This window comes from Klebsiella spallanzanii (genome assembly GCF_902158555.1).
GTDB lineage: Bacteria > Pseudomonadota > Gammaproteobacteria > Enterobacterales > Enterobacteriaceae > Klebsiella > Klebsiella spallanzanii.
Genome location: NZ_CABGGS010000001.1, coordinates 442117 through 467298 on the forward strand (window position 1 = coordinate 442117; position 25182 = coordinate 467298).

23 protein-coding genes are annotated in these 25182 nt (G+C 51.0%); 8 read left to right on the forward strand and 15 right to left on the reverse strand.

The annotated features are described in order from the left end of the window. Positions 1 to 33: 33 nt before the first annotated feature. The 11 genes from araD to seqA all read right to left on the reverse strand — a co-directional run bounded on the left by araD (position 34) and on the right by seqA (position 11833). Positions 34 to 729 (reverse strand): L-ribulose-5-phosphate 4-epimerase, encoded by a 696-nt coding sequence (gene araD, locus FN082_RS02220; RefSeq protein ID WP_142981070.1) that lies wholly within the window; start codon positions 727 to 729, stop codon positions 34 to 36. Continuing rightward, positions 719 to 1618: an L-ribulose-5-phosphate 3-epimerase gene (locus FN082_RS02225; protein WP_142981071.1), complete on the reverse strand. Its 900-nt coding sequence runs from the start codon at positions 1616 to 1618 to the stop codon at positions 719 to 721. The genes araD and FN082_RS02225 overlap by 11 nt, the downstream gene beginning before the upstream one ends. Continuing rightward, on the reverse strand, positions 1615 to 3093 hold the full coding sequence (locus FN082_RS02230; RefSeq protein ID WP_139538698.1) for an FGGY-family carbohydrate kinase: 1479 nt from the start codon (positions 3091 to 3093) through the stop codon (positions 1615 to 1617). Before FN082_RS02230 ends, FN082_RS02225 begins: the two co-directional genes overlap by 4 nt. Before the next feature lie 27 nt (positions 3094 to 3120). Further along, positions 3121 to 4107 carry an ABC transporter permease gene (locus FN082_RS02235; protein ID WP_142981072.1) on the reverse strand — a complete coding sequence of 329 codons (987 nt, stop codon included), beginning with the start codon at positions 4105 to 4107 and terminating at the stop codon, positions 3121 to 3123. A gap of 10 nt (positions 4108 to 4117) precedes the next feature. Then, on the reverse strand, positions 4118 to 5602 hold the full coding sequence (locus FN082_RS02240) for a sugar ABC transporter ATP-binding protein (RefSeq protein WP_142981073.1): 1485 nt from the start codon (positions 5600 to 5602) through the stop codon (positions 4118 to 4120). 104 nt (positions 5603 to 5706) lie between these two features. Further along, positions 5707 to 6621, reverse strand: coding sequence for an ABC transporter substrate-binding protein (locus FN082_RS02245; protein ID WP_139538695.1), 915 nt, complete (start codon positions 6619 to 6621; stop codon positions 5707 to 5709). Positions 6622 to 6855: 234 nt separating this feature from the next. Next, a complete protein-coding gene (locus FN082_RS02250; RefSeq protein WP_142981074.1) occupies positions 6856 to 7929 on the reverse strand; it encodes a zinc-binding dehydrogenase in 1074 nt (357 codons plus the stop codon). 112 nt (positions 7930 to 8041) lie between these two features. Then, positions 8042 to 8839: a DeoR/GlpR family DNA-binding transcription regulator gene (locus FN082_RS02255; protein WP_139538693.1), complete on the reverse strand. Its 798-nt coding sequence runs from the start codon at positions 8837 to 8839 to the stop codon at positions 8042 to 8044. A 292-nt stretch (positions 8840 to 9131) separates the two neighbouring features. Next, on the reverse strand, positions 9132 to 9551 hold the full coding sequence (locus FN082_RS02260; RefSeq protein ID WP_139538692.1) for an arginine:ornithine antiporter: 420 nt from the start codon (positions 9549 to 9551) through the stop codon (positions 9132 to 9134). A gap of 60 nt (positions 9552 to 9611) precedes the next feature. Further along, on the reverse strand, positions 9612 to 11252 hold the full coding sequence (pgm, locus tag FN082_RS02265) for a phosphoglucomutase (alpha-D-glucose-1,6-bisphosphate-dependent) (protein WP_139538691.1): 1641 nt from the start codon (positions 11250 to 11252) through the stop codon (positions 9612 to 9614). 32 nt (positions 11253 to 11284) lie between these two features. After that, positions 11285 to 11833, reverse strand: coding sequence for a replication initiation negative regulator SeqA (gene seqA, locus FN082_RS02270; RefSeq protein WP_142981075.1), 549 nt, complete (start codon positions 11831 to 11833; stop codon positions 11285 to 11287). A 184-nt stretch (positions 11834 to 12017) separates the two neighbouring features. Here seqA and ybfF point away from each other — a divergent pair, with 184 nt between their 5' ends. The 4 genes from ybfF (at position 12018) to fur (ending at position 14647) form a co-directional block, all read left to right on the forward strand. Beyond that, positions 12018 to 12791 carry an esterase gene (gene ybfF / locus FN082_RS02275; RefSeq protein WP_139538689.1) on the forward strand — a complete coding sequence of 258 codons (774 nt, stop codon included), beginning with the start codon at positions 12018 to 12020 and terminating at the stop codon, positions 12789 to 12791. A 138-nt stretch (positions 12792 to 12929) separates the two neighbouring features. Further along, positions 12930 to 13223: a LexA regulated protein gene (gene ybfE / locus FN082_RS02280; RefSeq protein ID WP_139538688.1), complete on the forward strand. Its 294-nt coding sequence runs from the start codon at positions 12930 to 12932 to the stop codon at positions 13221 to 13223. A 149-nt stretch (positions 13224 to 13372) separates the two neighbouring features. After that, positions 13373 to 13903 carry a flavodoxin FldA gene (gene fldA, locus FN082_RS02285; protein WP_004130478.1) on the forward strand — a complete coding sequence of 177 codons (531 nt, stop codon included), beginning with the start codon at positions 13373 to 13375 and terminating at the stop codon, positions 13901 to 13903. 291 nt (positions 13904 to 14194) lie between these two features. Continuing rightward, complete coding sequence (gene fur / locus FN082_RS02290) at positions 14195 to 14647, forward strand: ferric iron uptake transcriptional regulator (protein ID WP_139538686.1); 453 nt, start codon at positions 14195 to 14197, stop codon at positions 14645 to 14647. A 68-nt stretch (positions 14648 to 14715) separates the two neighbouring features. Here fur and chiQ read toward each other — a convergent pair whose 3' ends face one another. The 4 genes from chiQ to nagE all read right to left on the reverse strand — a co-directional run bounded on the left by chiQ (position 14716) and on the right by nagE (position 20737). Beyond that, positions 14716 to 15048 (reverse strand): ChiQ/YbfN family lipoprotein, encoded by a 333-nt coding sequence (gene chiQ / locus FN082_RS02295; protein ID WP_142981077.1) that lies wholly within the window; start codon positions 15046 to 15048, stop codon positions 14716 to 14718. A gap of 47 nt (positions 15049 to 15095) precedes the next feature. Beyond that, a complete protein-coding gene (gene chiP / locus FN082_RS02300; RefSeq protein ID WP_142463074.1) occupies positions 15096 to 16499 on the reverse strand; it encodes a chitoporin ChiP in 1404 nt (467 codons plus the stop codon). A gap of 437 nt (positions 16500 to 16936) precedes the next feature. Continuing rightward, positions 16937 to 18604, reverse strand: a complete 1668-nt coding sequence (gene glnS, locus FN082_RS02310) for a glutamine--tRNA ligase (protein WP_142463075.1) — start codon at positions 18602 to 18604, stop codon at positions 16937 to 16939. A 180-nt stretch (positions 18605 to 18784) separates the two neighbouring features. Further along, complete coding sequence (gene nagE, locus FN082_RS02315) at positions 18785 to 20737, reverse strand: PTS N-acetyl glucosamine transporter subunit IIABC (protein WP_139538682.1); 1953 nt, start codon at positions 20735 to 20737, stop codon at positions 18785 to 18787. 313 nt (positions 20738 to 21050) lie between these two features. On the opposite strand from nagE, the gene nagB reads away from it, so the two are divergent. Genes nagB through FN082_RS02335 form a run of 4 tightly spaced genes read left to right on the forward strand, consistent with a single transcriptional unit; the run spans position 21051 to position 25087 of the window. Then, positions 21051 to 21851 (forward strand): glucosamine-6-phosphate deaminase, encoded by an 801-nt coding sequence (gene nagB / locus FN082_RS02320; protein ID WP_139538681.1) that lies wholly within the window; start codon positions 21051 to 21053, stop codon positions 21849 to 21851. Positions 21852 to 21911: 60 nt separating this feature from the next. Next, a complete protein-coding gene (gene nagA, locus FN082_RS02325) occupies positions 21912 to 23060 on the forward strand; it encodes an N-acetylglucosamine-6-phosphate deacetylase (protein ID WP_139538680.1) in 1149 nt (382 codons plus the stop codon). Positions 23061 to 23068: 8 nt separating this feature from the next. Next, complete coding sequence (gene nagC, locus FN082_RS02330) at positions 23069 to 24289, forward strand: DNA-binding transcriptional regulator NagC (RefSeq protein WP_139538679.1); 1221 nt, start codon at positions 23069 to 23071, stop codon at positions 24287 to 24289. A gap of 45 nt (positions 24290 to 24334) precedes the next feature. Continuing rightward, the gene (locus FN082_RS02335; protein WP_139538678.1) at positions 24335 to 25087 is read left to right on the forward strand and encodes an HAD-IIA family hydrolase; all 753 of its coding nucleotides are present in this window, start codon (positions 24335 to 24337) and stop codon (positions 25085 to 25087) included. The last annotated feature ends 95 nt before the right edge of the window (positions 25088 to 25182 follow it).

Consider the following 25182-nt stretch of genomic DNA (forward strand, 5'->3'; position numbering starts at 1 on the left):
TAAGGCGTTTACGCCGCAACCCGGGGGAGGTAATTATTGCCCGTAGTAAGCCCCTGCCCCATGCTTGCGTAAATAGTGCTTATCCAGCAGCGTCGCAGAGACCGGCTGTTCGTCAGTGCTCAACTGGCGGGTCCACATATTCATATAGGCAATCTCTTCCAGCACCACCGCATTATGCACCGCGTTCGCCGGATCTTTTCCCCACGCAAAAGGCCCATGACCATGCACCAGCGCGGCGGGCACGCTGAGCGGTTCGATATCTTGCGTCCTGAACGTTTCAATAATCACGTGGCCGGTATTGGTTTCATAATCACCGAGAATTTCATCGTCGCTTAGCGGACGGGTGCAGGGAATTGGCCCATAAAAATAGTCGGCATGGGTGGTCCCAATGGCCAGCAGCGGCCTGCCAGACTGCGCCCAAATCGTCGCGTGGCGTGAGTGCGTATGCACAATCCCGCCCACGCCGCTAAAGGCTTTATACAGTTCAAGATGCGTCGGCGTATCGGATGAAGGCTTGTAGCGCCCTTCCACCACTCGCCCGGTCGCCAGTTCAACCACCACCATATCGTCAGCCGACATCACATCATATTCAACGCCGGAGGGCTTAATCACCATCATCCCCGCCTCGCGATCGATACCGCTGACGTTGCCCCAGGTAAAGGTGACAAGGTTAAATTTCGGCAGCGCCAGATTGGCGTCAAGAACCGTCTGCTTCAGATTATCCAGCATACTTCACTCCTGAATTCACATCGGCTTCATACTGCGGGATAAGAAAACCCTGCTGGTATTTATCCGTTAACCACGCTTTAGCCTCGGCAATTCTCTCGCTATCCAGCCCGTCATTTTTGGCCCACATCTCAATCAACCATGCGCCGCGATAGTTCAGCGCCGAGAGCGTACGGAATATCTCCGTAAAATCAACGCAGCCGGTACCGAACGGCACGTCGCGGAACTGACCCAGCGAGGCGTGTGAAACAGGCTGGGTGTCCTTCAAATGGATGGCGGTGATTTTATGAATCCCCTTACTTAACTCTTCAGGAACATCGTTTTGCCAGGCGCTCAGGTTGCCGACGTCCGGATAGACGCAAAACCACGGGCTGCACACCTTACGCTCCAGATCCAGCCAGCGGGAGATGTTGCTCATAAAAGCGGTATCCATAATCTCCATCGACAGCATTACCTGCGCTTTAGCCGCTTCGGCCACCGCCCAGTTGATCCCTTCAATAAAATATTCCCGGGTCTGCGCCGAAGAGGATTCATAATAGACGTCATAGCCTGCCAGCTGAATATTGCGGATCCCGACGTGGCTGGCAAAGTCCAGCGCATCAAGCATCAGCTCGCGCGCCTTTAGCCGGGTGTCACGGTTGACGCTGCCAAAAGGATAGCTGCGGTGCGCGGAGAGGCACATGCTCGGTACATCAATGCCGCTGTTAATTTTGTCCGCCACAAACGCCAGGCGCTGCCCTCGATTCCAGCGCAATCGGGCCTGGCGTTCCGGGCTTTCGTCAACAGACATTTCGAGAAAGTCGAACTCCAGATTTGCCGCCATCTCAAAGCGTTGTGCCCAGTTCAGATCCCCAGGAAGCGCTTTTTCGTAAATACCTAGTCTGGGTTTCATTGTGCCGCTCCCGTCGCCCTGGAGAGGCTTTGTGCGACCTGCAAATAACGGGCATAGCCTTCACGTAGCTGCTGATGTCGTTTGGCATCCGGTTGGTAGCAAACGACTTCCGGCTGGGTGGCCTGGATAGCTTCGCTGAAGTTAGCATAGGCACCGGTTCCGGCAGCCGCGCACAGTGCGGCTGCGCGGCATCCGGCCTGTTCAATATCCACCACTTCCAGAGGAAGATTAGAGGCATCGGCGTACATCTGCGTCCAGCCTTTCGACTGGCTCGGGCCGCCGGTGAAGCGGATTTTTTGAATATCCCGATTGAGTTCGATAATGCGGTCCTGATGCACCAGGTGGGAAAAAACGATCCCGCGATAGATGGCCGCTATAATATCTTTTTTGGTGTGGTGACCCGCCAGGCCGACCAGCGCGCCGGGCAGGTCCATCGCCAGATTGGAACCAAACAGATACGGTAAAAAAACCAGATTGCTGTCGGTATCTTCCGCGATCCAGCTTTCGAAATGCTCATAGCAGCGATCATCGTCAGGAAAGAACTGTTTCACAAACCAGGAGAGATTACTCGCCGAGGTGGGGCTGCCCTCATGAACAAAATATTTCCCCGGAATGCAGTATTTCCCCCAGATATAGGGAAAGTCGCTGGCAATAATATTATCCGTCACCGAGGTGGCAATACTCCAGGTACCGGCTACCGCACTGAGGGTATCGGCCCGCTCAATCCCCGAAGAAACGGCGGAGGCAACCACATCGAAAAAGCCGCCGAAAACCGGCGTCCCCGGACATAATCCACAGTCCAGCGACGCCTGCAGGGTAATGTGACCGACACAGTCCGTTGAGTTCACCACCGGCGAGGTTTTATCCGCCACTTCCTCAATGCCAAATAGCGCCATCATGTCGCTGTCGTAGCGGGAGGTAAATTGGTTATAAAAATTGCTGCCGGAAATATTGGTAATTTCCGCCGTCGCTTCGCCGGTCAGGCGGAAGCGAATATAGTCATGAACCATTAAAACGGCATCGATTTTATCGTAATTGGCCGGCTCATATTCTTTCAGCCACGCCAGCAGCGACACAGGATGTCCGGTCCACAGCTGTTGCAATCCTTTTGGATAGGCCAGCTTGTCGATACCTTCGCGATACCATTTTTTGACAAACTCCAGCGCCCGGGTATCGGATGAAATAATCCCATTGCGTACCGGCTCCCCTTTTTTATCAATCGCGTACAATCCTTTGCCGTGCGAGGAAAAACCGATCCCGCCAATACTTAACGGTGGCACCTGGCTTTCATACATCACTTTTTTAATCACGCTGCAAACGGTGTCCCACAGTTCATGCATATTCCGCTCGGTAAAACCCGGCTGTTCGGATAATACCTGCGCATATTGCGAAGCAACGTGAATCTCTTGCCCTAACTCATTATATATACCGGCTTTGGTGACCGTCCCACCGATATCAACCCCGATAAAATTCATATCCCTTTGCCTCATATTTAAAATAAGTTAACGTCTGGCTGAGCTAATAAAAGTGGCACCCCAAATAATGAGCCCTTTCACTACGTACTGGACATAAGGCGAGATTCCCAGAAGGTTTAAACCATTATTCAGCACCCCGAGCATCATCGCGCCAATTAACGTGCCAATAATCATTCCTCGACCACCGGCAATAGACGCGCCGCCGAGCACCACCGCGGCAATCGCATCCAGTTCAAAACCAACGCCGGCATTCGGCTGGCCGCTCATCACGCGCGAGGTAAAAATAAGCCCGGCAAAACTCGCGGTAAAACCGCTGATAACGTAAACCAGTAATTTATAATATTTAACTCGCAGGCCACTTAGCCGTGCGGCTTCTTCATTGCCGCCGAGGGAATAGACATAGCGACCAAACGGCATATGGTTCAGGACGATGTAAAAGATAATATATAACACCACCATCAGAATAATCGGCACCTGAATACCGAACAGATATTCACGCCCCCAAAAGGCAAATGAATCCGGTAATCCAGAGATGGGATAGCCGCCGGTATAAATCAGCGCCAGGCCCTTGGCGATAATCATCGCACCAAGAGTGACGATAATCGGCGGCATCTTGCCATAAGCGGTTAAAAAGCCGTTAATCGCACCAAAAGCCACACCAGCACATAAGCCGATAAGAATGGCCAGCCATGGATCCAGACCATAGTACTTCATTAAACCCGCCATCAGGGTACCGGCCAACGCCATTACCGCGCCAACGGAGAGGTCGATACCGCCGGTGAGGATAGCAAACGTCATCCCGATAGCGATAATCGCGTTAATCGAGACCTGGCGGGCAACGGTAGACAAGTTATCCACAGTCAAGAAATAGTCGTTAAAAATAGCCATACAGGAAAACAGTAATACCAGTCCGACAAACGGCAGGAACGCGGGCGTCTTTAATAATCCATGAAGAATTTTTTTATTTTTATCAGGAGATGCGGCTGGCACTAATGATACATTTTCATTACTCATTTAATACTCCCTAAATAATATTACCGGCAGCATGCAGCATAATCACGGTGGAGTTAATGTTGTCATTCTCAAGCTCGGCAACAATATTGCCATCGCGAAAAACCATAACCCGGTCACTCACGCCAATAACTTCTGGCAGCTCAGACGAGATCATAATTATCGAAATACCCTGAGCGGTAAGGTCACGCATAATTTGATAGATTTCAGATTTTGCGCCGACATCGATACCGCGAGTAGGTTCGTCAAAAATAAGAATATTGACATCGTGATTTAACCAACGGGAAATAACGACTTTCTGCTGGTTACCCCCGCTTAGTGTCCCCACAGCGGTCCAGGCATCCGGCGTTTTTACCCCAACATGACTAATTAGACGCTCAGCGGTTTTGCGTTCTTCACCATCGCGGATAAGAGAGAATTGGCAGGCATGCTTATTGAGCCAGATGTTATCTTTAACGGAAAAAGGCAGCACCAACCCCTGAGTTTTGCGGCTTTCCGGCAGTAAGCCGATCCCCAAACGCAGGGCCTGATCGGTGGATTTTATCGTCACTTCTTTCCCCGCCAGGCGAACATACTTTTTGAAGCATCGATCCGCACCGGTAAGGGCCAGAATCGCTTCTGAACGCCCCGACCCCACCAGCCCGGCGAGCCCCAGGATTTCACCTTTGCGCAGCGTCAGTCGATTGACCTGACTACTCTCCGTGAGCTGAATTTCGGCTTCCAGCAGTAATTCATTGTGTTCAAGCGTCCGCCGTTCGGGGTAAATATTCTCCACCTCGCGGCCAACCATCATCTGGATCATCTCTGAGATGTCGATATTATCTACTTTTGCCGAACCAATATATTTCCCGTCGCGCAGGATGCTCAGGCTGTCGCAGATCTCATAGATCTCCTCAAGATGGTGAGAGATAAAGAACATACCCACGCCTTTCGCTTTTAAATCACGCATTACGCGAAAAAGATGCTCGGCTTCGCTCGGGGTTAAAGTGGCGGTAGGTTCGTCCAGAATAAGAATTCGCGCATCCAGCGATAGCGCTTTGGCGATTTCCACAAACTGCTGTTCGGCAACGCTGAGATGACAAATTTGTTCATCAGGGTCGAGGGTAACGCCAAGTTCTTTAAAAATCCGTAGCGCCTCGCAGCGCATCGTTTTACGATCTAATAAGCCAAAACTATTCACCTTCTCGCGATTAAGGAAAATATTCTCATAGGCGTTAAGGTAAGGAATAAGAGAAAATTCCTGAAAGATAATCCCTACACCACACTCAATCGCATCGCGATAGTTATGAAAATGCTGCTGCTTGCCATCAATAAAAATATTGCCGGTATCAGGTTGATATATTCCGCAAAGAATTTTCATCAACGTGGATTTACCCGCACCATTTTCACCCAGTAAAGCATGCACCTCCCCTCGCCCGAGGGTAATATTGACGTTATCGAGCGCCTTGACTCCGGGGAAGCTTTTACTGACATTTTTGACTTCCAGTAAGCTGGGCATGTACATCGCTCCATGACGGCACGATAAAATATCGCGCCATACCTAAATAAGAATCCAATACGGCCCACGACGCAAACGCGGGCCGTTGTGGAGTAATAACGCGATTACCAGTGGAAATCTTTAGCGTTAGATTTATCTATCAGCTTCACATCAACCGGAATTTCTTTTGGAATATTCGCACCCCAGTGTTTCGCCAGCGCAATACCTAAGCCAATACGCAACTGATCGCGTGGGAACTGAGCAGCAGTGGCAATAAACGGCGTATTGCCTTTAGCTATTTCAGCTACCGCTTCCGGAGAACCATCAACGCTAACCAGTTTCACATCACGACCGGAGGACTGAATAGCCGCCAGCGCGCCAAGCGAGCCGACATCATTGACGCTGAAAATACCGTTGAGCGTGGGGTTGGATTGCAGCATGTTTTCCGTCACGCTCATGGAAGTATCGCGCTCTTGTTTGCCATTCAGCTTTGTAATCACTTTAATATTCGGGTGCTTTTTCATTGCATCTTCAAAGCCGCGCACGCGCTCCAGAATAGGGACAACCGGAATTCCGTCGAGAATCGCGACGTTGCCTTTATCACCCAGTGCTTTGGCTAAATGTTCACCGGCAATAAAGCCTGCATCATAGTTTTTTGAACCGACAAATGAGTCAATCGGTCCATTAGCCTGAGCATCTATTGCAACCACAACGACGCCTGCTTTTTTTGCTGCCAGAACGGCTGTTTCCGCGCCAACGCTATCTGCCGGGTTAATCAGCAAAATATCAATTTTCTTTTGCAGCATATCCTCAACGTCGCTAATCTGCTTAGAAACATCATGCGCCGCATCTGCCGTATAGACGGTGGCGTTAATATCTTTTGCCGACTGCTCCAGCGACTCTTTCATGGTGACGAAATATTCGTTATTTAATTCCTGGAACGACATGCCGATAGTCAAAGGTTTTGCATTAACACAGGCTACCATACTCATAGCCAGAAGCCCTGAGAGTAATGCTTTAGTCGTAAATTTTACAGGCATTCAATATCTCCTTTTAGAGTAATGCGCTAAGGAATAAAACGTATCCCTCAGCGTTTTCATGGTACGCATGTTGCCTGATAGACTGAGTAGTAAATTCACAGCGTTCAGAAACGTAGATTCCGCTGATATTTACCCCAGCAATCACCATGATACAAATCCAGTATTTATTTAGCCGCCATCCATTTCAAAGCGGATGATAATTAAAATAAATGGCGCTATTTAAGAATTTCGTTTTTATGGTTTAATTACTACCTTAATAGAATCCAGCGATTTGGCCATTTCAAAAGCCGCTTTCCACTCATCAATAGAATAGAAATGAGTGACGACGCCTTTCGCGGTAAGCAGGCCGCGCTCGAAGAGATCAATGGCGATTTCATAGCTGTATGGCCCCAGATGTGCGCCGCGAATATCCAGTTCTTTACGGTCGCCAATAATCGACCAGTCGGCGGTGGTTTCTTTGCCAAACACGCTGAACTCGACAAAACGACCTAGCTTACGAATCATCTCCAGTCCCTGAGTAACGCCAATCGGCGCACCGGTCGCTTCGATATAAACGTCACAGCCGTAACCATCGGTCATCGATTTAACAATGGCGACGGCATCCTCTCTCGCCGCATTGATAACCACATCGGCGCCAAACTCTTTCGCCAGCGCCAGTCGGTCTTCCATGGTATCAATAACCACCAGCTTTTTCGGCGTTTTCAAATGAGCAACCTGTACCATACACAGGCCCAGCGGCCCGGCACCGGCGATAACCACCACATCATCCAGATCGATATCCCCGCGGCGTACAGTGTGGATAGCGCAGGCCATCGGCTCGATAAGCGCCGCATCTTCTTCGCTTAATGATTCAGGGATTTTGTGAATAATTGCTCTTTCCGAAAAACGCATGTATTCAGCCATGCCGCCGTCGGCAACATCCTTCTGGAAACCGTAGATATCGTGGGTTTCACACATCCAGTATTTCCCGGTTTTGCAGAAACGACATTCATGGCAAGGCACAATCTGTTCTGCCAGAATACGGTCGCCGATTTTTAATTTATATTTCTCTGCCGAGCCTGGACCTAATTCAGCGACACGGCCATAGAATTCATGCCCAGGCACCACTGGCGTTTTCACCCAAGGATTTTCACCCCAAAACATCGGTGCGCCGTCCTGCGCTTTGCAATCACCAGCGCATATTCCGCAGCCATCAACTTTAATAACCACTTCTTTTTCTTGTGCTACCGGGCGAGCGATCTTTTCAAAGCGGTAATCCTGGGGGCCATGGCACACAACAGCTTTCATATTTTCAGGTAATTGTTCCATCGTAAACCTCGTTTTCGGATAAATAATGAAGATGGATAGTGTTACTGACGCAACTACCCTCCATCTGGCACAAGAGACGTGAGATGATGCAAATAGATTATCGCGTGGAGACTTATTTCGTCTCTACAATATATACCTGCTCCTGACGCCAGGTATCGGTTGGTAATTCGTTAGTGATCAGGATGTCAATATCTGCCAGGTCGCATATTTTATATAAAGAATAGCGTTCAAACTTACTGCTATCTACCATCAGGATTTTTTGATCGGCAACTTTTAGCATTTCCTGCTTCAGCCTGACGTTAACTTCATTGCTATCTTTAATTTCCAGGCCGGAGTCGAGCCCCTGGCAGGAAAAGAACAACTTATTGACCTTAAAGTTGTTGATAATAAACTCGGCTACCGGTCCGTGGAAATCACCGTGTCTTTCAGAATATTCACCGCCTACGCTGACAATTCTTATTTTTTTGCGACAAGCTAACGTCTGAATAATATTCAATGAATTGGTAATAACCGTCAGTTCGATATCGGGAAGCTGGCGGGCCAAAAACCAGCAGGAGCTACTATTATCCATGATAATGCACTCATGCTCATGGATAAACTGTAGCGCACCTTTGGCAATACGCATTTTACGCTCTGGTTGCTCTTTGGTACGCTTAATAAAAGCTTCGGCTTTGTCGACGAAGTTTCCATTGTTTGTCGGAGTATCGGCAGCTAAAAATGATGCATTATTTTCAGAAATCATTGCGCCGCCAAAGCTGCGAACGACCTTTTTATTTTTAGCCAGCGCGGTTAAATCACGGCGAATAGTTTCCGGAGAGACGCCAAATATTCGCGACAGCTCATTGACTCTAGCACAACCTTTTTCTATGACATATTCCAGAATTAATGAATGACGTTTAACTTGTAACATATAAGTTCTCAAGAAAGCATCCAGGATTTAATGACATAAATATAACAAAATCATCCATATCAGTAAGTGATTCAAATCATACAAAATCAAAACAAGCTTTCAGCTTTTTTTAATTTGAAGTGGATCATATATCCTAAGAAATTTTCATATGAGATGAGCTATTTTTGTGATTAAAATCGCAAAATTGGCCACCATCGTTAGCCCACTATGCAATTTTATTCTGCAGAACGGGCAAACCCGGTCAAATAAATAATACCCGTTTATGCCCGAATCAGTCACCGCAGTGATGCAATCAAACCTGACGACATCGCCATAGCGTTACGATTTTCGCTGCCTCCGAGACCAGCAAAAATCCGCTATAAAATATCGCTCCCCTGAATTCCATCTCACGGAGCATCCATAACACCAGCGAAAGCGACGGCAGCATAAAGACCAGGCGTAACGGGGTCTGCGCATAGGCCAGCCACAGCGCATAGCGACTCTGTCGCCAGAAGAGAATCATCGATGCGGGAATACTAATAATCAGTATGACATTAAGCGGATACAGCCAGGCGGCTACGGAGCCGTAGTTTTGCACCAGCTGTATATAAGCGAGGATATCGCTGTAGAAAGGCACTCGCTGATGGTAGATATTCCAGCAGAGAAACTGAAGGAGATAAAACAGATCCATCCCGGCCCAAAACCAAAAAACCTTTTTACGTTGCAGTTTCATCGCGCTCCTTGCGAAAAAAAACAGGCCCTGAAAAGGGCCTGATTATGATGATGACTCAGCTTATGCGTTTTTCAGCACTTCGCTGACAATCTCCACCGCTTCTTTCTCAATCTGCTGGCGATGCTCAGCGCCGAGGAAGCTTTCACAGTAGATTTTATAGGCGTCTTCAGTGCCTGACGGACGTGCGGCGAACCAGCCGTTGTCGGTCATCACCTTCAGGCCGCCAATCGCCGCCCCGTTGCCCGGCGCCGCGGTCAAACGTGCGGTAATCGGGTCACCTGCCAGCGTGCTGGCGCTCACCATTTCCGGAGAGAGCTTAGACAGCGCTGCTTTCTGCGCAGAGGTCGCAGAAGCCTGCAGACGGTTGTAGCTTGGCGCGCCGAAGCGCGCTGCCAGTTCATCATAGTGCTGCTGCGGGTTTTTCCCGGTTACCGCGGTAATTTCCGCCGCCAGCAGGCACATGATGATGCCGTCCTTGTCGGTGGACCACGGCGTACCGTCGAAGCGCAGGAACGAAGCGCCCGCGCTCTCTTCGCCGCCGAAGCCAAAGCTACCGTCGAACAGACCATCAACGAACCACTTAAAGCCGACCGGCACTTCTACAAGCTTACGGCCCAGATCGTTAACCACGCGGTCAATCATCGCTGAAGAAACCAGGGTTTTACCGACAGCAACATCTTTGCCCCACTGCGGACGGTGCTGGAACAGGTAGTTAATCGCCACTGCCAGGTAGTGGTTCGGGTTCATTAACCCGGCTGGCGTCACGATACCGTGACGGTCATAATCCGGGTCGTTGGCGAAGGCCAGATCGAACTTATCACGCAGCGCCAGCAGTCCCGCCATCGCGCACTCGGAGGAGCAGTCCATACGGATCGCACCGTCTTTATCGAGGTGCATAAAGCGGAAAGTCTGATCGACATTATCGTTAACGATAGTCAGGTTCAGCTTGTAGTACTCAGCAATGCGTTTCCAGTATTCGATACCGGAGCCGCCCAGCGGATCGACGCCCAGCGTCAGTCCCGCTTTCTGGATAGCCGCCATATCGACGATATCCGCCAGCCCTTCGATAAACGGCTGCACCAGATCCAGCTCTTTGACGTGACCAGAGGCCAGCGCCGCATCAAGAGAAATGCGCTTCACGCCCTGCAGACCGGCAGCCAGCAGTTCGTTGGCACGGTTTTCTACTACTTTGGTGACGTTGGTATCAGCCGGGCCACCGTTCGGCGGGTTGTACTTGATACCACCGTCTTCCGGCGGGTTGTGGGACGGAGTAATGACAATACCGTCAGCCAGCGGGCCACCCTTCTTGTTATGCACCAGAATCGCATTGGAAATCGCCGGCGTCGGGGTAAAGCCGTTGTTTTCCTGAACGATGACATCAACACCATTCGCCGCCAGCACTTCCAGTACGGAAATGAATGCCGGTTCGGAGAGTGCGTGGGTGTCCTTCCCGACATAGCATGGGCCGGTGATCCCGTTTTTCGCGCGGTCTTCAGCAATTGCCTGAGCAATCGCCAGAATGTGCTGCTCGTTGAAGTTGTGGCGCGCCGCGCTGCCGCGATGGCCAGAGGTACCAAACTTCACCGCATGTTCCGCGTTGCCTGCTTCCGGCTTCAGTACATAGTACTGGGCGGTCAGCTGGGCGACGTTAATCAAATCACTCTGTTGCGCAGGTTGACCCGCGCGCTTATCGATTGCCATTGCCTGATCCTTCTGGTGCAAAAGTTAAATAACTAGATCGTACCGCAAACCTTTTCGATCAATTCCGCAGGGAACTGCATGGACTGCATGATATGTTCGATCATGCTGCATTTGCGACCGGTATTGGTATTTGTAATGACCCACCACGACGTACCCGGAACCTGCTTAGGTTTCGTCTGATTACCACTTTTCTGCAGCGTCCGCTCATCTTCAGCGAAATAGACGCGAGTGCGCCCGTGCAGAGACTCGGTCGCCTCGGCAAACGCTTTACTGTCTAAGGAATAGAGGGTAGTCAGAACCAGCATGAAGCGGTTTACCGCGCGCTTTTGTTCCGCGTACTCATCGGATAACAGCAGCTCACGCATCGCGCGAACTTTATCCTTCAGAGGATTGACGGGCTTCACTTCAACGACAGGCGTTGGCGCCGGAGCCGGAGCAGCTTTCGCTGCCGGTGCGGCGGGCTGGGAAACGGCGGAAAACTTCAACATGCGCCGTAAAATGTCGGATGCGCTCTCGCCAATATGCTTGGTATGGCTGGCAATATAGCTATAGAGTTCATCATCAACTTCAATTGTTTTCATCTTAATCCAGTGCGATATCTTTTTCTGAATACAAGTTGTCGGGATTATAAAAACAAATCCCAACCGCGGATAGCGTCAAACCAGGATGGCGGTAAAACTCGGAAATCTTCCGGGTCTTGCAGCCGGATGGCAGAATGTCCAACATAATACCCTAACCCGACGGAGCGAAAAAAAGAACTTTGCCATGAAATTAAATAGCCGAGCGCAATCTGCACAAAATCCGCACAATAATCCCCCGATCGTCCTGGTCCACGGCCTTTTTGGCAGCCTGGATAACCTGGGGATCCTCGCCCGCGATCTGGTTCTCGACCACGATATTTTGCAGGTCGATATGCGAAACCACGGTCTTTCTCCTCGCGCACCGGAGATGACCTATACCGCGATGGCCCAGGATCTGCTTGATACTCTCAATGAATCACAAATTGAGAAAGCTACCTTTATTGGTCACTCCATGGGCGGCAAAGCGGTAATGGCGCTGAGCGCGCTGGCGCCAGAGCGCATCTCTGGGCTGGTCGCGATTGACATCGCCCCGGTGGATTATCACGTTCGCCGCCATGATGAGATCTTTGCCGCCATCAACGCCGTGACCGATGCGGGCGCCGCAACGCGTCAACAGGCGGCAACGGTGATGCGCGAACACCTTAATGAAGAAGGCGTGATTCAGTTTCTGCTGAAGTCGTTCGTGGACGGCCAATGGCGTTTTAACGTACCGGTACTGTGGGAGCAGTACGACAATATTGTCGGCTGGCAAACCGTCCCTGCCTGGCCACATCCGGCGCAGTTTATCCCTGGCGGTAACTCCCCTTACGTAACCGATGCCTACCGTGACGCCTTACTGGCCCAATTTCCTCAGGCGAGGGCTCACGTCATCGCCGGAGCCGGACACTGGGTACATGCCGAAAAACCGGAGGCTGTTATCCGCGCAATCCGTCGGTATTTGACCTCCATCGCCGCGTAACTGGCGAAAATCTGCCCGACCGCGCAGCTTAATGCCCGCGGTCGTTGGCGCAGCCCGTCGCCTGATGTATTATGGCGCGCTGTCTGCGTCGGCTATGCCCGATAGCTTGTTTTCCCCCGAAGTCACTCACTCTGAACCATGGCAAAAGAACAAACGGACCGTACGACATTAGATTTGTTCGCAACTGAGCGTCGGCCGGGTAGACCGAAAACCAATCCGCTTTCGCGGGATGAACAGCTGCGCATCAACAAACGTAATCAGCTTAAACGCGATAAGGTTCGCGGTCTGAAGCGCGTTGAGTTAAAGCTGAATGCCGATGCGGTCGATGCGCTTAACGAGTTAGCCGAAGCCCGTAATATGAACCGCAGCGATCTGATCGAAGAGATGCTGATGAGCCAGCTGGCGGCCCTGCGCAGCCAGGATAAAGCCTAAAACCCTCAAAAAATAAGCTTTCATGTAGCAGAGTGTGCAGTTGGGCGTGATTGCTGTTTCCGCGCCCTTCTCAGTTCTGCTATCATTGCCCCTATCTGCAGGCATTACGCCACTACCACATCATTAAGTTTCAAGAGGTTATTTTACTCATGGCAATCATCGGCATCTTTTTTGGCAGCGACACCGGCAACACCGAAAATATTGCAAAAATGATTCAAAAGCAGCTTGGTAAAGATGTTGCTGATGTTCACGACATTGCCAAGAGCAGCAAAGAGGATCTGGAAGGTCACGATATCCTGCTGCTCGGCATCCCAACCTGGTACTACGGTGAAGCCCAGTGCGATTGGGACGATTTCTTCCCGACGCTGGAAGAGATCGATTTCAACGGCAAACTGGTCGCCCTGTTTGGCTGTGGCGATCAGGAAGACTATGCTGAATACTTCTGTGATGCGCTGGGTACCATCCGCGACATCATCGAACCGCGCGGCGCGACCATCGTTGGTCACTGGCCAACCGCTGGCTACCATTTCGAAGCCTCCAAAGGCCTGGCCGATGACGACCACTTTGTTGGTCTGGCTATCGATGAGGATCGTCAGCCGGAGCTGACGAACGAACGCGTGGAAAAATGGGTGAAACAGATTTCTGAAGAGCTGCACCTTGAAGAAATCAAGAATGCCTGAGTCTAAACGGCGCAATCATCATATTTCGCCGAATTAATAGATAAAAGCAATCAAAGTTATAGCTACAAGTTTTTAACTTTTAATCACATATCTGTACAATGTCCTCTGATTTAACGAGGTCGCGTGAAGCACTTTGTAGCGGGTGCCTCGTTTTTGACAGCATACAAGGCCCGATGCTTGCAGTTTTCATTTCACCATGGCAGTTCTATAATGAGACGCATTACATCGGGTGATTCTCTGTATTACTTCCGCTGATGGAAGTAGATCGTTTAGCAACAGGACAGATTCCGCATGACTGACAACAATACCGCATTAAAGAAGGCTGGCCTGAAAGTGACGCTTCCGAGATTAAAAATCCTGGAAGTCCTGCAGGAACCGGATAACCATCATGTCAGTGCGGAAGACTTATATAAACGCCTGATTGATATGGGTGAAGAGATTGGTCTGGCAACCGTCTATCGCGTACTGAACCAGTTTGACGACGCCGGCATCGTCACCCGTCATAATTTCGAAGGTGGTAAATCCGTTTTTGAACTGACGCAGCAGCATCATCACGATCACCTGATTTGCCTCGACTGCGGCAAAGTGATCGAGTTTAGTGATGATTCAATTGAAGCGCGCCAGCGCGAAATTGCCGCCAAACACGGAATTCGCCTGACCAACCACAGCCTGTACCTGTATGGTCACTGTGCGGAAGGCGATTGCCGCGAAGATGAACATGCCCATGACGCGGTGGAAAAGTAATTCCCCGTTGTCATAAGCAGCAAAAAGCCAACCCAAGGGTTGGCTTTTTTTATGCCGACAGGAAAAAATCAGGATTTGCTATTGTTGCTACGAATCTCTTTCCACAGCTGGTCGCAGCGCGCCTGTACAGCCTGATCGTTACCGGTTTTTCGCGCCTGAATGCATTGCTGATAATCCAGAACCCGTACGCTTTCCTGCGTTGCAAACTGCTGATGTTGCTTCTCCTGCTTCAGGACGTTTAATACGCACTGACAGGCTTCGACTTTATCCGGGTTACCCTCAGCGGTATTAATACAGGCGCTGTAGGCATCTTTTAACTTTGAATCTTCTTTCGGCGCCGGCGACTGCGTACAGGCAACCAGACCCGCTGCCATAATGGCGACAAGCAGTAACTTCTTCATAATCAACCTCGGGAAATTGCGGCAGACTCGCACCCGCCGCACTGGCATCAGAAAATAGTGAACGGAGCGATAACCATGAACTTCACGTCGCGCTCATCCTGGAAGATGTTGCCGTAACCGCCGCTCCAGCTCGGGATGTCGGAGTGGTTGTCGTATTGCGTAAAGTGGAGTTTGAACAGCGTACCCTTCGCTCGCCCTTCCTGTACGGTGTACATGGCATCCAGGCTGTAGGCTGACTCTTCCAGACGCTTATCCGGGTTGTAATACGCGTCAGGAGAAGACATTTTGCCCGGTTTAGCATCCCATGCATAAACGTAGGATGCGCCGAAGGCCCAGCCCGGCATGTTCCAGTTCTTCATGTCATACATTGCACCGAAGAACACCGCTTTTTCACCATTGGCGTTGAAGTCCGAGCGGTTATCCCACCAGATGTCCAGACGACCGTTAGAAGAGGCATAGGTTGGCGTCATACGCTGCAGGAAGTAGCCCTGCTGACCATCAGCTTTAACCCAGGTTCCTTCCAGACGCAGATCCAGAACATCAGCAACCTTATAGCCAAAGGTCAATGCCTGCAGCCATGCGGTGCCATCGTAAATATCGTTAGTTCCGCCGTTGCTGACCTTATCGCGGGTGCCGTAGAACTGGTAGCTGGTGGTTAACGGCGTGCCTGCAACATCAAACTTATAGCTGGCCTTGGCAAAATACTGGTCGATATACCCCTGTGCCTGACCAAACGCGGCTTCCAGCACGAGGTCATTTTTAAAATCATATTTGGCGCCGAGAGAGTGGAGATAATCAACCTTGGTTTTCTTGTCGTTCTGATAGAACTCATCCATCTCAATGTGCCACGGCGCTTTATATTCGTTTGTCCACATGTAGGAGAAACTCAGCGCACCCGCATCACCATAGTCAAAGTTAGCACCGGCTTCAGCCCCCTGATAGGTACCCGGCATAAAGCTCCAGTGCGGTGCTAGCAACGTTTGACCGGTAGGCTGGATATAACCAGCACGCGCCCATGCCGGACCATATTTAAATTTGGCGGCTGCTTTGTACAGGCTGATCCCGCTCTTATCACCGGTATAGTCCTCATCGTAACCCTTGTTACGCGATGAAAAAGCGATTTCGTTCGGGTGGCCGCTGTCGCTGCTTTCGCCCATTTCGATGGCGGTAAAGGCCGCAACATCAATACCGAACATATCGGCGGCATAGCCGGACTGAAAGTCGAGGTTGGCGTTCCAGGTGGAATGAGAAAGGTTAGTTTTGTATTTGTCGCCGTCAGTCACATCTTTACGGTCACGTTCACGCTGCCAGTAATAGATGCCGCCGGTTAACGTTGAATCATCAATGAACCCTTCAGCTTTCGCATCCGGTACCATTGCAAATCCTGACAGAGCTGTGACACCGGCGATAGCCAGCGCCAGCGTACTACGTTTGCCACTAAACGTACGCATATGCATATCCTCTTTGACGTTTTAAAGTGCGGCTACCAAAGGCAACACGCAAAAAAATAAAATAAGACTACTTAAAAAGTGGAGCGGTAAAAATTCGCATAACCACTGGGTATAGACTATTTTTCGTGACGCGAATTATCAATCTCTTTCGCCAACCAAAGATGAAGATTATGACAAAGCGCACATAATTTATGTCTTTTTGTTTCAGTCTTAGAAGTCACACGTTTAGCGTGGAAGTACTTGCAACAAAAGAGAAAACAGACAGAAATGAAAGCGATTACACTTTTTTAGAGGATAAACTGGCAGGGTTAAAAATTACGTTTTTTACAATCTGTAAACAAGATTAATTCGCATCGCGAAAATATGATAATTTAATCCCCTGATTCTGAAATAAAAAAAACGCCGCGATAAGCGGCGTTCTCAATAATGACGGTGAACTACGCGCCGGCTTTCGCCCAGGTATCACGTAGGCCAACGGTGCGGTTAAACACCAGATTGGTTGCGGTTGCATAGCGGCTGTCGAGGCAGAAGTAACCTTCTCGCTCAAACTGATATGCTTTTTCAGGCTGCGCCTGCGCCAGGCTTGGTTCAGCAAAACCCTGCTTGATAACCAGCGATTCCGGGTTCATGACCGACAGGAAATCATCAGCAGCACCGGGATTTGGCACGCTGAACAGACGATCGTACAGACGAATCTCTACCGGCAGCGCATGTGCTGCGCTCACCCAGTGAATAACGCCCTTCACCTTGCGACCATCGGCCGGATCTTTGCTCAGGGTGTCAGCATCGTAGGTACAGAAGATAGTGGTGATATTACCTTCCACATCCTTCTCTACGCGCTCGGCTTTGATGACGTAAGCGTTGCGCAAGCGAACTTCTTTCCCCAGCACCAGACGCTTGTACTGCTTGTTCGCTTCTTCACGGAAATCGGCACGATCGATCCAGATTTCACCACTAAACGGTACCTCACGGCTGCCCATCTCAGGTTTACTCGGATGATTCGGCATCGTTACCATTTCGCTGCCGCCCTGCGGATAGTTTTCGATAACCAGCTTAACCGGGTCGATAACGGCCATCGCGCGCGGGGCATTCTCGTTTAAATCCTCACGGATGCAGGATTCCAGAGAAGCGATTTCGATGGTGTTGTCCTGCTTGGTCACGCCGATGCGTTTGCAGAACTCACGGATTGACTCTGCGGTATAGCCGCGGCGACGCAGACCAGAAATGGTCGGCATACGCGGATCGTCCCAGCCTTCGACGTGCTTCTCGGTCACCAGCTGATTCAGCTTGCGCTTGGACATCACGGTGTATTCGAGGTTAAGGCGCGAAAATTCGTACTGACGCGGATGCACAGGGATGCTGATGTTATCCAGCACCCAATCGTACAGACGGCGGTTATCCTGGAACTCAAGGGTGCACAGGGAATGAGTAATCCCTTCCAGCGCATCGCTGATGCAGTGGGTGAAGTCGTACATCGGGTAGATGCACCACTTGCTTCCGGTCTGGTGGTGATCGGCAAACTTAATGCGATACAGCACCGGATCGCGCATGACGATAAACGGAGAAGCCATATCAATTTTTGCACGCAGGCAGGCTTTACCTTCTTCAAAACCGCCGGTACGCATTTTTTCAAACAGCGCCAGGTTCTCTTCTACGCTGCGATCGCGATACGGGCTATTTTTACCTGGTTCTTTCAGGGTCCCGCGATATTCACGGATCTCTTCCGCCGACAGTTCATCAACGTAGGCCAGACCTTTATTGATCAATTCAACCGCATACTGGTGCAGTTGATCGAAATAATCAGACGAGTAGCAAACATCCCCGGACCAGTGGAAACCTAACCACTGCACGTCGTTTTTAATCGACTCAACGTACTCGATATCTTCCTTCACCGGGTTGGTGTCATCGAAACGCAGGTTGCATTGGCCTTTGTAATCCTGGGCGATACCAAAGTTCAGGCAAATAGACTTTGCGTGGCCAATGTGCAGATAGCCGTTCGGTTCCGGTGGAAAACGGGTATGAACGGTGGTGTGCTTACCAGTAGCCAGATCTTCATCGATTATCTGACGAATAAAGTTAGTCGGGCGGGCTTCTGCCTCACTCATCGTGGGTTCCTCAAAACGTAAACAACGTATAACGGCGTATGATCTTATAAGCTGAAGGGGCTGACAACCTTTAGTTACGCAAAATACGTATCAAACGGAAATATTGGGGTAGTTTGCGGCAAAAAAAAAGCGGCGCAGTTTTCACCGCGCCGCTTGAGGCATAAACTCTACTCAGGAGACTTACTTGCCTTTAATTTCGTACAGTGGCGTCTGGCCCGCAACAACCTTACCGGTTGCCTGCATAACCAGCGCGCTGTAGTCGTCGCTGTTGCTGCACACCACCGGGCTAATCATCGAACGCGCGTTAGCGTTCAGGAACTCAAGATCCAGTTCCAGAATCGGCTGGCCCGCTTTCACTTCAGCGCCCTCTTCCACCAGGCGTTTAAAGCCCTGACCGTTAAGTGCGACGGTATCGATACCCATATGGACAACGATTTCCGCGCCATTTTCAGTTTCCAGACAGAAAGCATGGTTGGTGTTAAAGATTTTCACCACGGTGCCTGCCGCCGGAGCCACAACAATCTTATCAGTAGGTTTCACCGCCACGCCGTCGCCAACGGCTTTGCTGGCGAAAGCTTCGTCCGGCACCTGTTCCAGCGCCACAATATCGCCGGTAATCGGCGAAACCAGCGCTTCAACGGTTTTCGCATTGGCTACGGCCTGTGGCTTAGCGGCTGGGGCTGCTGCGGGTGCGCTGTGAGAAGACGTAGCTGCTGCGGCAACCGGACCACGGGCAACCACTTTCTTCATTTCATCGCCAACGGATTCCGCTTTCGCACCCACGATAACCTGAATGGTCTGTTTGTTCAGTTTAACCACACCAGAAGCGCCCAGGCGCTTACAGGCCGCATCGTTAACTAGTGCAGAGTCTGCAACGGTCAGACGCAGACGAGTAATACAGGCATCAATCGCTTTCAGGTTATCGGTACCGCCAACCGCCGCAATGTAGTTGGTCGCCAGCTGGGTTAAGCCCTCTTCGGTATTGCTGTTGGCCTCTTCAGTCACGACGTCATCGGTTTTATCTTCACGACCCGGCGTTTTCAGGTTGAACATGCGGATAACCGCACTGAACAGCAGGAAGTAGATGACGAAGAACACCACGCCCATAACAATCAGCATCCAGACATTTTTACTGGCTGCTGGCAGGCTATACATCAGAACATAGTCGATCGCACCTGCAGAGAAGGAGAAGCCCGCGTGGATGCCCAGCGCTGTCGCAACGAACAGGCTGATACCGGTCAGGATGGCGTGCAGGAGATACAGCAACGGCGCCAGGAACATGAACAGGAATTCCAGCGGCTCGGTGACACCGGTCAGGAATGCGGTAATTGCAACGGATAGCAGCATACCGCCAACCATTGGGCGACGCTCTTTCGGTGCCGCGAAGTACATCGCCAGCGCTGCACCCGGCAGACCGAACATCATGATCGGGAAGAAGCCGGACATGAACATCCCCGCCGTGCCGTCACCTGCGTAGAAGCGGTTGATGTCACCGTGGAATACCGCACCTGCGGCGTTCGTGAATTCACCAATCTGGAACCAGGCAATGGTGTTCAGAACCTGATGCAGACCGGTTGGGATCAGCAGACGGTTGATGAAACCGAAGATACCAGAACCCAGCGCACCAGCGCCGACGATCCATTCACCACCAGCATGGATAGCGTTCTGCACCGGCGGCCATACATAACCGAAGATTGCTGCCAGCACCAGACAGAAGAAGCCGGTAGCGATTGGCACAAAGCGTTTGCCACCAAAGAAGCTCAGGAAGTCAGGCAGTTTGATGCCCGACCAGCGGTTGTAAGTCGCACCCGCCACCAGACCGGTAATAATACCCGCCAGGACGCCCATGTTGATTGCCGGGTTGATGGTGACCATCGCTTTAGTCAATACGAAGTAACCTACCGCCCCCGCCAGCGCTGCGGCACCGGCGCTGTCTTTCGACCAGCTGGATGCCACACCGATAGCGAAAATCAGCGCCAGGTTGTCAAAGATTGACCCACCCGCCTGCGCAATAAACGCGATGTTAAGCAAATCTGGTTGACCGAATCGCAGCAGCAGTGCCGCAACCGGCAGCACTGCGATAGGGAGCTGCAACGCCCTACCGAGTCGCTGAAAAAAACCTAAAATATTCATCTTATTCCCCCTATGAGACCCCGATAAGGCTCATTCAAAGCCACTTTATTATTGTGTAACCTGGTTAAATTTTTAACTTACCTGCAAAGTGTCTGAAAAATTAATTCGTCTCGCAAATTAAATGGGTATTTTTTGTGACAAAAATCACCAAATATCGTATTCCCCTCCGCCTTTGACTGGCTAACAACGAAAACTTATTTTATCATTCAAAAAATCAACACGGATTGACCCCGGTCGACGCAGTAACTGCAATACTCTTAATAGTATGCTGGCGCCAATCCGCCAGGTTCTAATTTAACTATAGAGGTGAACAATGAGACTGATCCCCCTGGTAACAGCTGAACAAGTAGGTAAATGGGCTGCCCGCCATATCGTTAACCGCATCAATGCGTTCAAGCCGACTGCGGACCGCCCTTTCGTACTGGGTCTGCCTACCGGCGGTACGCCTCTGACCGCTTACAAAGCGCTGGTTGAGATGCACAAAGCAGGCCAGGTTAGCTTTAAGCACGTTGTGACTTTCAACATGGATGAGTACGTTGGTCTGCCGAAAGAGCACCCGGAAAGTTATCATAGCTTTATGCATCGCAACTTCTTTGATCACGTTGATATCCCGGCAGAAAACATTAACCTCCTGAATGGTAATGCGCCGGATATTGATGCAGAATGCCGCCGCTACGAAGAAAAAATCCGTTCATACGGTAAAATCAATCTGTTTATGGGCGGCGTGGGTAACGATGGCCACATCGCATTTAACGAACCGGCCTCTTCCCTGGCGTCTCGTACCCGTATTAAAACCCTGACCCACGATACCCGCGTAGCAAACTCTCGCTTCTTCGACGGCGATGTCGATCAGGTGCCTAAGTATGCGCTGACCGTTGGCGTGGGTACCCTGCTGGACGCGGAGGAAGTGATGATTCTGGTGCTGGGCCACCAGAAAGCGCTGGCGCTGCAGGCGGCAGTGGAAGGTAACGTAAACCATATGTGGACCATTACCTGTCTGCAGCTGCACCCGAAAGCGGTCGTCGTCTGCGATGAGCCGTCCACCATGGAACTGAAAGTTAAGACTCTGAAATATTTCAACGAATTAGAAGCTGAAAACATCAAAGGTCTGTAATGTAGTCTCGTCCCGCGGCTGCCCCCGCGGGACAATCATTTTTGATAACCGGGGGTCGTAATGTATGCATTAACCCAAGGCCGGATTTATACCGGTCATGAAATTCTGGATGACCATGCGATTGTTATCGCCAATGGCCTTATCGAACGTATCTGTCCGCTGACTGAATTGCCTGGCGGGATCGAGCAGCGCTCGGTTGATGGCGCGATCCTTGCCCCCGGTTTTATCGACGTCCAGCTTAACGGCTGCGGCGGCGTGCAGTTCAACGACACTGCGGATGCAGTCACCGTTGAAACGCTGGAAATCATGCAGAAGGCTAATGAACGCTCCGGCTGCACCAGCTATCTCCCCACGCTCATTACCGCCAGCGATGACCTGATGAAGCAGGGCGTACGGGTGATGCGCGAGTATTTGCAAAAGCATCCTAACCAGGCGCTGGGCCTGCATCTTGAGGGCCCGTGGCTGAATATCGTCAAAAAAGGCACTCATAATCCGGACTACGTGCGTAAACCGGATGCCGCGCTGGTGGATTACCTGTGTGAAAACGCGGATGTGATTACCAAAATCACCCTCGCGCCAGAACGCGTTGAGCCTGAAGTGATTCGCAAACTGGTCGCCGCCGGGATTATCGTTTCTGCAGGCCACTCCAACGCGACGCTGAAAGAAGCAAAAATTGGGTTCCGCTCCGGCATCACTTTCGCCACCCATCTGTTTAACGCTATGCCATATATTACCGGTCGCGAACCGGGTCTGGCAGGGGCGATTTTCGATGAACCGGATGTTTACTGCGGTATCATCGTCGATGGCCTGCACGTCGATTATGCTAACGTCCGCCTTGCTAAGCGTTTGAAAGGCGACAAGCTGTGTCTGGTGACCGACGCAACGGCTCCGGCGGGTGCCAATATTGAACAGTTCATTTTTGCTGGTAAAACAATATACTACCGGAACGGTCTGTGCGTAGATGAGAACGGAACCCTCAGCGGATCCTCATTGACCATGATTGAAGGGGTGCGTAACCTCGTTGAACATTGCGGCATCGCGCTGGACGAAGTGTTGCGTATGGCAACCCTCTACCCTTCTCGCGCCATTGGCGTAGAGAAGCAGTTAGGCAGCATTGCTCCGGGGATGGTCGCTAATCTGACCGCATTCACCCGCGATTATAAAATCACCAAGACCATCGTTAATGGTAACGAGGTCGTCACTGAGTAAGTAAACGTATGACAGCAGGCGGACAGGCTCAAATTGGTAACGTCGATCTCGTAAAACAGCTGAACAGCGCGGCCGTCTACCGGCTCATCGATCAGCATGGCCCAATCTCGCGTATCCAGATTGCGGAACAAAGCCAGCTTGCCCCTGCCAGCGTAACCAAAATTACGCGTCAGCTTATTGAACGCGGACTGATCAAAGAAGTCGATCAGCAGGCCTCCACCGGGGGCCGCCGCGCTATCTCTATTGTGGCTGAAACCCGTAACTTCCACGCTATCGGCGTACGTCTTGGTCGCTATGATGCCACCCTGACGCTCTATGATTTAAGCAGTAAGACCCTCGAAGAAGAGCACTATCCGCTACCGGAAAGAACCCAGGAAACTCTGGAACACGCGCTGCTGAACATCATCGCCTCCTTTATGGAAAGCTGTCAGCGTAAAATCCGTGAACTGATCGCTATCTCGGTCATTCTTCCCGGACTGGTCGATCCGGAAAGCGGCGTCATTCGCTATATGCCGCACATTCAGGTGGAAAACTGGGGTCTTGTTGAAGCGCTGGAAGAACGTTTTAAAGTGACCTGCTTTGTCGGTCACGATATCCGCAGCCTCGCGCTGGCGGAGCACTACTTTGGTGCGAGCCACGACTGTGAAGACTCCATTCTGGTGCGCGTACACCGCGGAACCGGCGCTGGAATCATCTCCAATGGACGTATTTTTATCGGTCGCAACGGTAACGTCGGCGAAATCGGCCATATTCAGGTCGATCCGCTAGGCGAGCGCTGTCACTGCGGCAACTTCGGTTGTCTGGAGACCATCGCCGCCAACGCCGCCATCGAGCATCGCGTTCGCCACCTGCTGGAACAGGGCTATCAGAGTAAGATATCCCTTGAAGACTGCACGATCAAAACGATCTGCAAAGCGGCAAACAAGGGCGATGCGCTGGCCTGCGAGGTTATTGAACACGTCGGACGCCACCTTGGCAAAACCATTGCTATTGCCATTAATCTGTTTAATCCGCAAAAAGTGGTGATTGCCGGAGAGATCGTTGAAGCAGAAAAAGTGCTGCTTCCCGCCATTGAAGGCTGCATTAATACTCAAGTACTGAAGGCATTTCGTAAAAATCTGCCGGTGGTGCGATCCACGCTCGATCATCGCTCAGCAATTGGTGCTTTTGCCCTGGTAAAGCGCGCGATGCTCAACGGGTCTCTGCTCCAGCGTTTGCTGGAAAGCTAAAGCCGCTTTATAGTTTCGCCTTTCTCCAACGATGTCGGACAGTTCATGACCATTCAAAACGTAATCTGTGATATTGACGGCGTGCTGATGCACGACAATGTGGCCGTGCCGGGCGCCGCTGAATTCATCAAGCGCATTCTCGAAAAAGAGATGCCGCTGGTGATGCTGACCAACTACCCTTCGCAAACTGGCCAGGATCTGGCGAACCGCTTTGCGACGGCGGGAATAGAGGTGCCTGATACCGCCTTTTATACCTCGGCGATGGCGACGGCGGATTTCCTGCGCCGCCAGGAGGGTAAGAAAGCCTATGTAGTAGGCGAAGGCGCGTTGATTCACGAATTATATAAAGCTGGCTTCACCATCACTGACGTCAATCCTGATTTTGTTATCGTCGGTGAGACCCGCTCCTTTAACTGGGAGATGATGCATAAGGCCGCTTTTTTTGTCGCCAATGGCGCACGCTTTATCGCGACTAACCCGGATACTCACGGCCGCGGCTATTATCCGGCCTGCGGCGCGCTGTGCGCCGGTATCGAAAAAATCTCCGGCCGTAAGCCGTTTTACGTGGGCAAACCGAGTCCGTGGATTATCCGCTCTGCGCTCAATAAAATGCAGGCGCATTCAGAGCAGACGGTCATCGTCGGCGATAACCTACGTACGGATATTCTGGCGGGCTTCCAGGCCGGTCTGGAAACCATTCTGGTGCTTTCCGGGGTCGCCACGCTCGATGATATCGACAGCATGCCATTCCGCCCCTCGTGGATTTATCCTTCCGTTGCAGAAATCGATATTTTTTAAGTAAAACCACGTCCCAGGACGTGGTTTCTTATTTTTAAGCCCCTGATGAAAGCGTTCATCTAAAATAAAAGCATTATTATTAAACATTCATCAAC

What these genes read in the sequence shown, in the direction of transcription:
- FN082_RS02255 (WP_139538693.1), bottom strand. Translation starts at nt 8,839, where the DNA reads ATGTTACAAGTTAAACGTCATTCATTAATTCTGGAATATGTCATAGAA.
- FN082_RS02240 (WP_142981073.1), bottom strand. Translation starts at nt 5,602, where the DNA reads ATGCCCAGCTTACTGGAAGTCAAAAATGTCAGTAAAAGCTTCCCCGGA.
- ybfF (WP_139538689.1), top strand. Translation starts at nt 12,018, where the DNA reads ATGAAATTAAATAGCCGAGCGCAATCTGCACAAAATCCGCACAATAAT.
- nagC (WP_139538679.1), top strand. Translation starts at nt 23,069, where the DNA reads ATGACAGCAGGCGGACAGGCTCAAATTGGTAACGTCGATCTCGTAAAA.
- FN082_RS02225 (WP_142981071.1), bottom strand. Translation starts at nt 1,618, where the DNA reads ATGAAACCCAGACTAGGTATTTACGAAAAAGCGCTTCCTGGGGATCTG.
- seqA (WP_142981075.1), bottom strand. Translation starts at nt 11,833, where the DNA reads ATGAAAACAATTGAAGTTGATGATGAACTCTATAGCTATATTGCCAGC.
- chiQ (WP_142981077.1), bottom strand. Translation starts at nt 15,048, where the DNA reads ATGAAGAAGTTACTGCTTGTCGCCATTATGGCAGCGGGTCTGGTTGCC.
- nagB (WP_139538681.1), top strand. Translation starts at nt 21,051, where the DNA reads ATGAGACTGATCCCCCTGGTAACAGCTGAACAAGTAGGTAAATGGGCT.
- fldA (WP_004130478.1), top strand. Translation starts at nt 13,373, where the DNA reads ATGGCAATCATCGGCATCTTTTTTGGCAGCGACACCGGCAACACCGAA.
- FN082_RS02235 (WP_142981072.1), bottom strand. Translation starts at nt 4,107, where the DNA reads ATGAGTAATGAAAATGTATCATTAGTGCCAGCCGCATCTCCTGATAAA.
- FN082_RS02230 (WP_139538698.1), bottom strand. Translation starts at nt 3,093, where the DNA reads ATGAATTTTATCGGGGTTGATATCGGTGGGACGGTCACCAAAGCCGGT.
- ybfE (WP_139538688.1), top strand. Translation starts at nt 12,930, where the DNA reads ATGGCAAAAGAACAAACGGACCGTACGACATTAGATTTGTTCGCAACT.
- araD (WP_142981070.1), bottom strand. Translation starts at nt 729, where the DNA reads ATGCTGGATAATCTGAAGCAGACGGTTCTTGACGCCAATCTGGCGCTG.
- chiP (WP_142463074.1), bottom strand. Translation starts at nt 16,499, where the DNA reads ATGCGTACGTTTAGTGGCAAACGTAGTACGCTGGCGCTGGCTATCGCC.
- FN082_RS02260 (WP_139538692.1), bottom strand. Translation starts at nt 9,551, where the DNA reads ATGAAACTGCAACGTAAAAAGGTTTTTTGGTTTTGGGCCGGGATGGAT.
- FN082_RS02335 (WP_139538678.1), top strand. Translation starts at nt 24,335, where the DNA reads ATGACCATTCAAAACGTAATCTGTGATATTGACGGCGTGCTGATGCAC.
- glnS (WP_142463075.1), bottom strand. Translation starts at nt 18,604, where the DNA reads ATGAGTGAGGCAGAAGCCCGCCCGACTAACTTTATTCGTCAGATAATC.
- fur (WP_139538686.1), top strand. Translation starts at nt 14,195, where the DNA reads ATGACTGACAACAATACCGCATTAAAGAAGGCTGGCCTGAAAGTGACG.
- pgm (WP_139538691.1), bottom strand. Translation starts at nt 11,252, where the DNA reads ATGGCAATCGATAAGCGCGCGGGTCAACCTGCGCAACAGAGTGATTTG.
- FN082_RS02250 (WP_142981074.1), bottom strand. Translation starts at nt 7,929, where the DNA reads ATGGAACAATTACCTGAAAATATGAAAGCTGTTGTGTGCCATGGCCCC.
- nagE (WP_139538682.1), bottom strand. Translation starts at nt 20,737, where the DNA reads ATGAATATTTTAGGTTTTTTTCAGCGACTCGGTAGGGCGTTGCAGCTC.
- FN082_RS02245 (WP_139538695.1), bottom strand. Translation starts at nt 6,621, where the DNA reads ATGCCTGTAAAATTTACGACTAAAGCATTACTCTCAGGGCTTCTGGCT.
- nagA (WP_139538680.1), top strand. Translation starts at nt 21,912, where the DNA reads ATGTATGCATTAACCCAAGGCCGGATTTATACCGGTCATGAAATTCTG.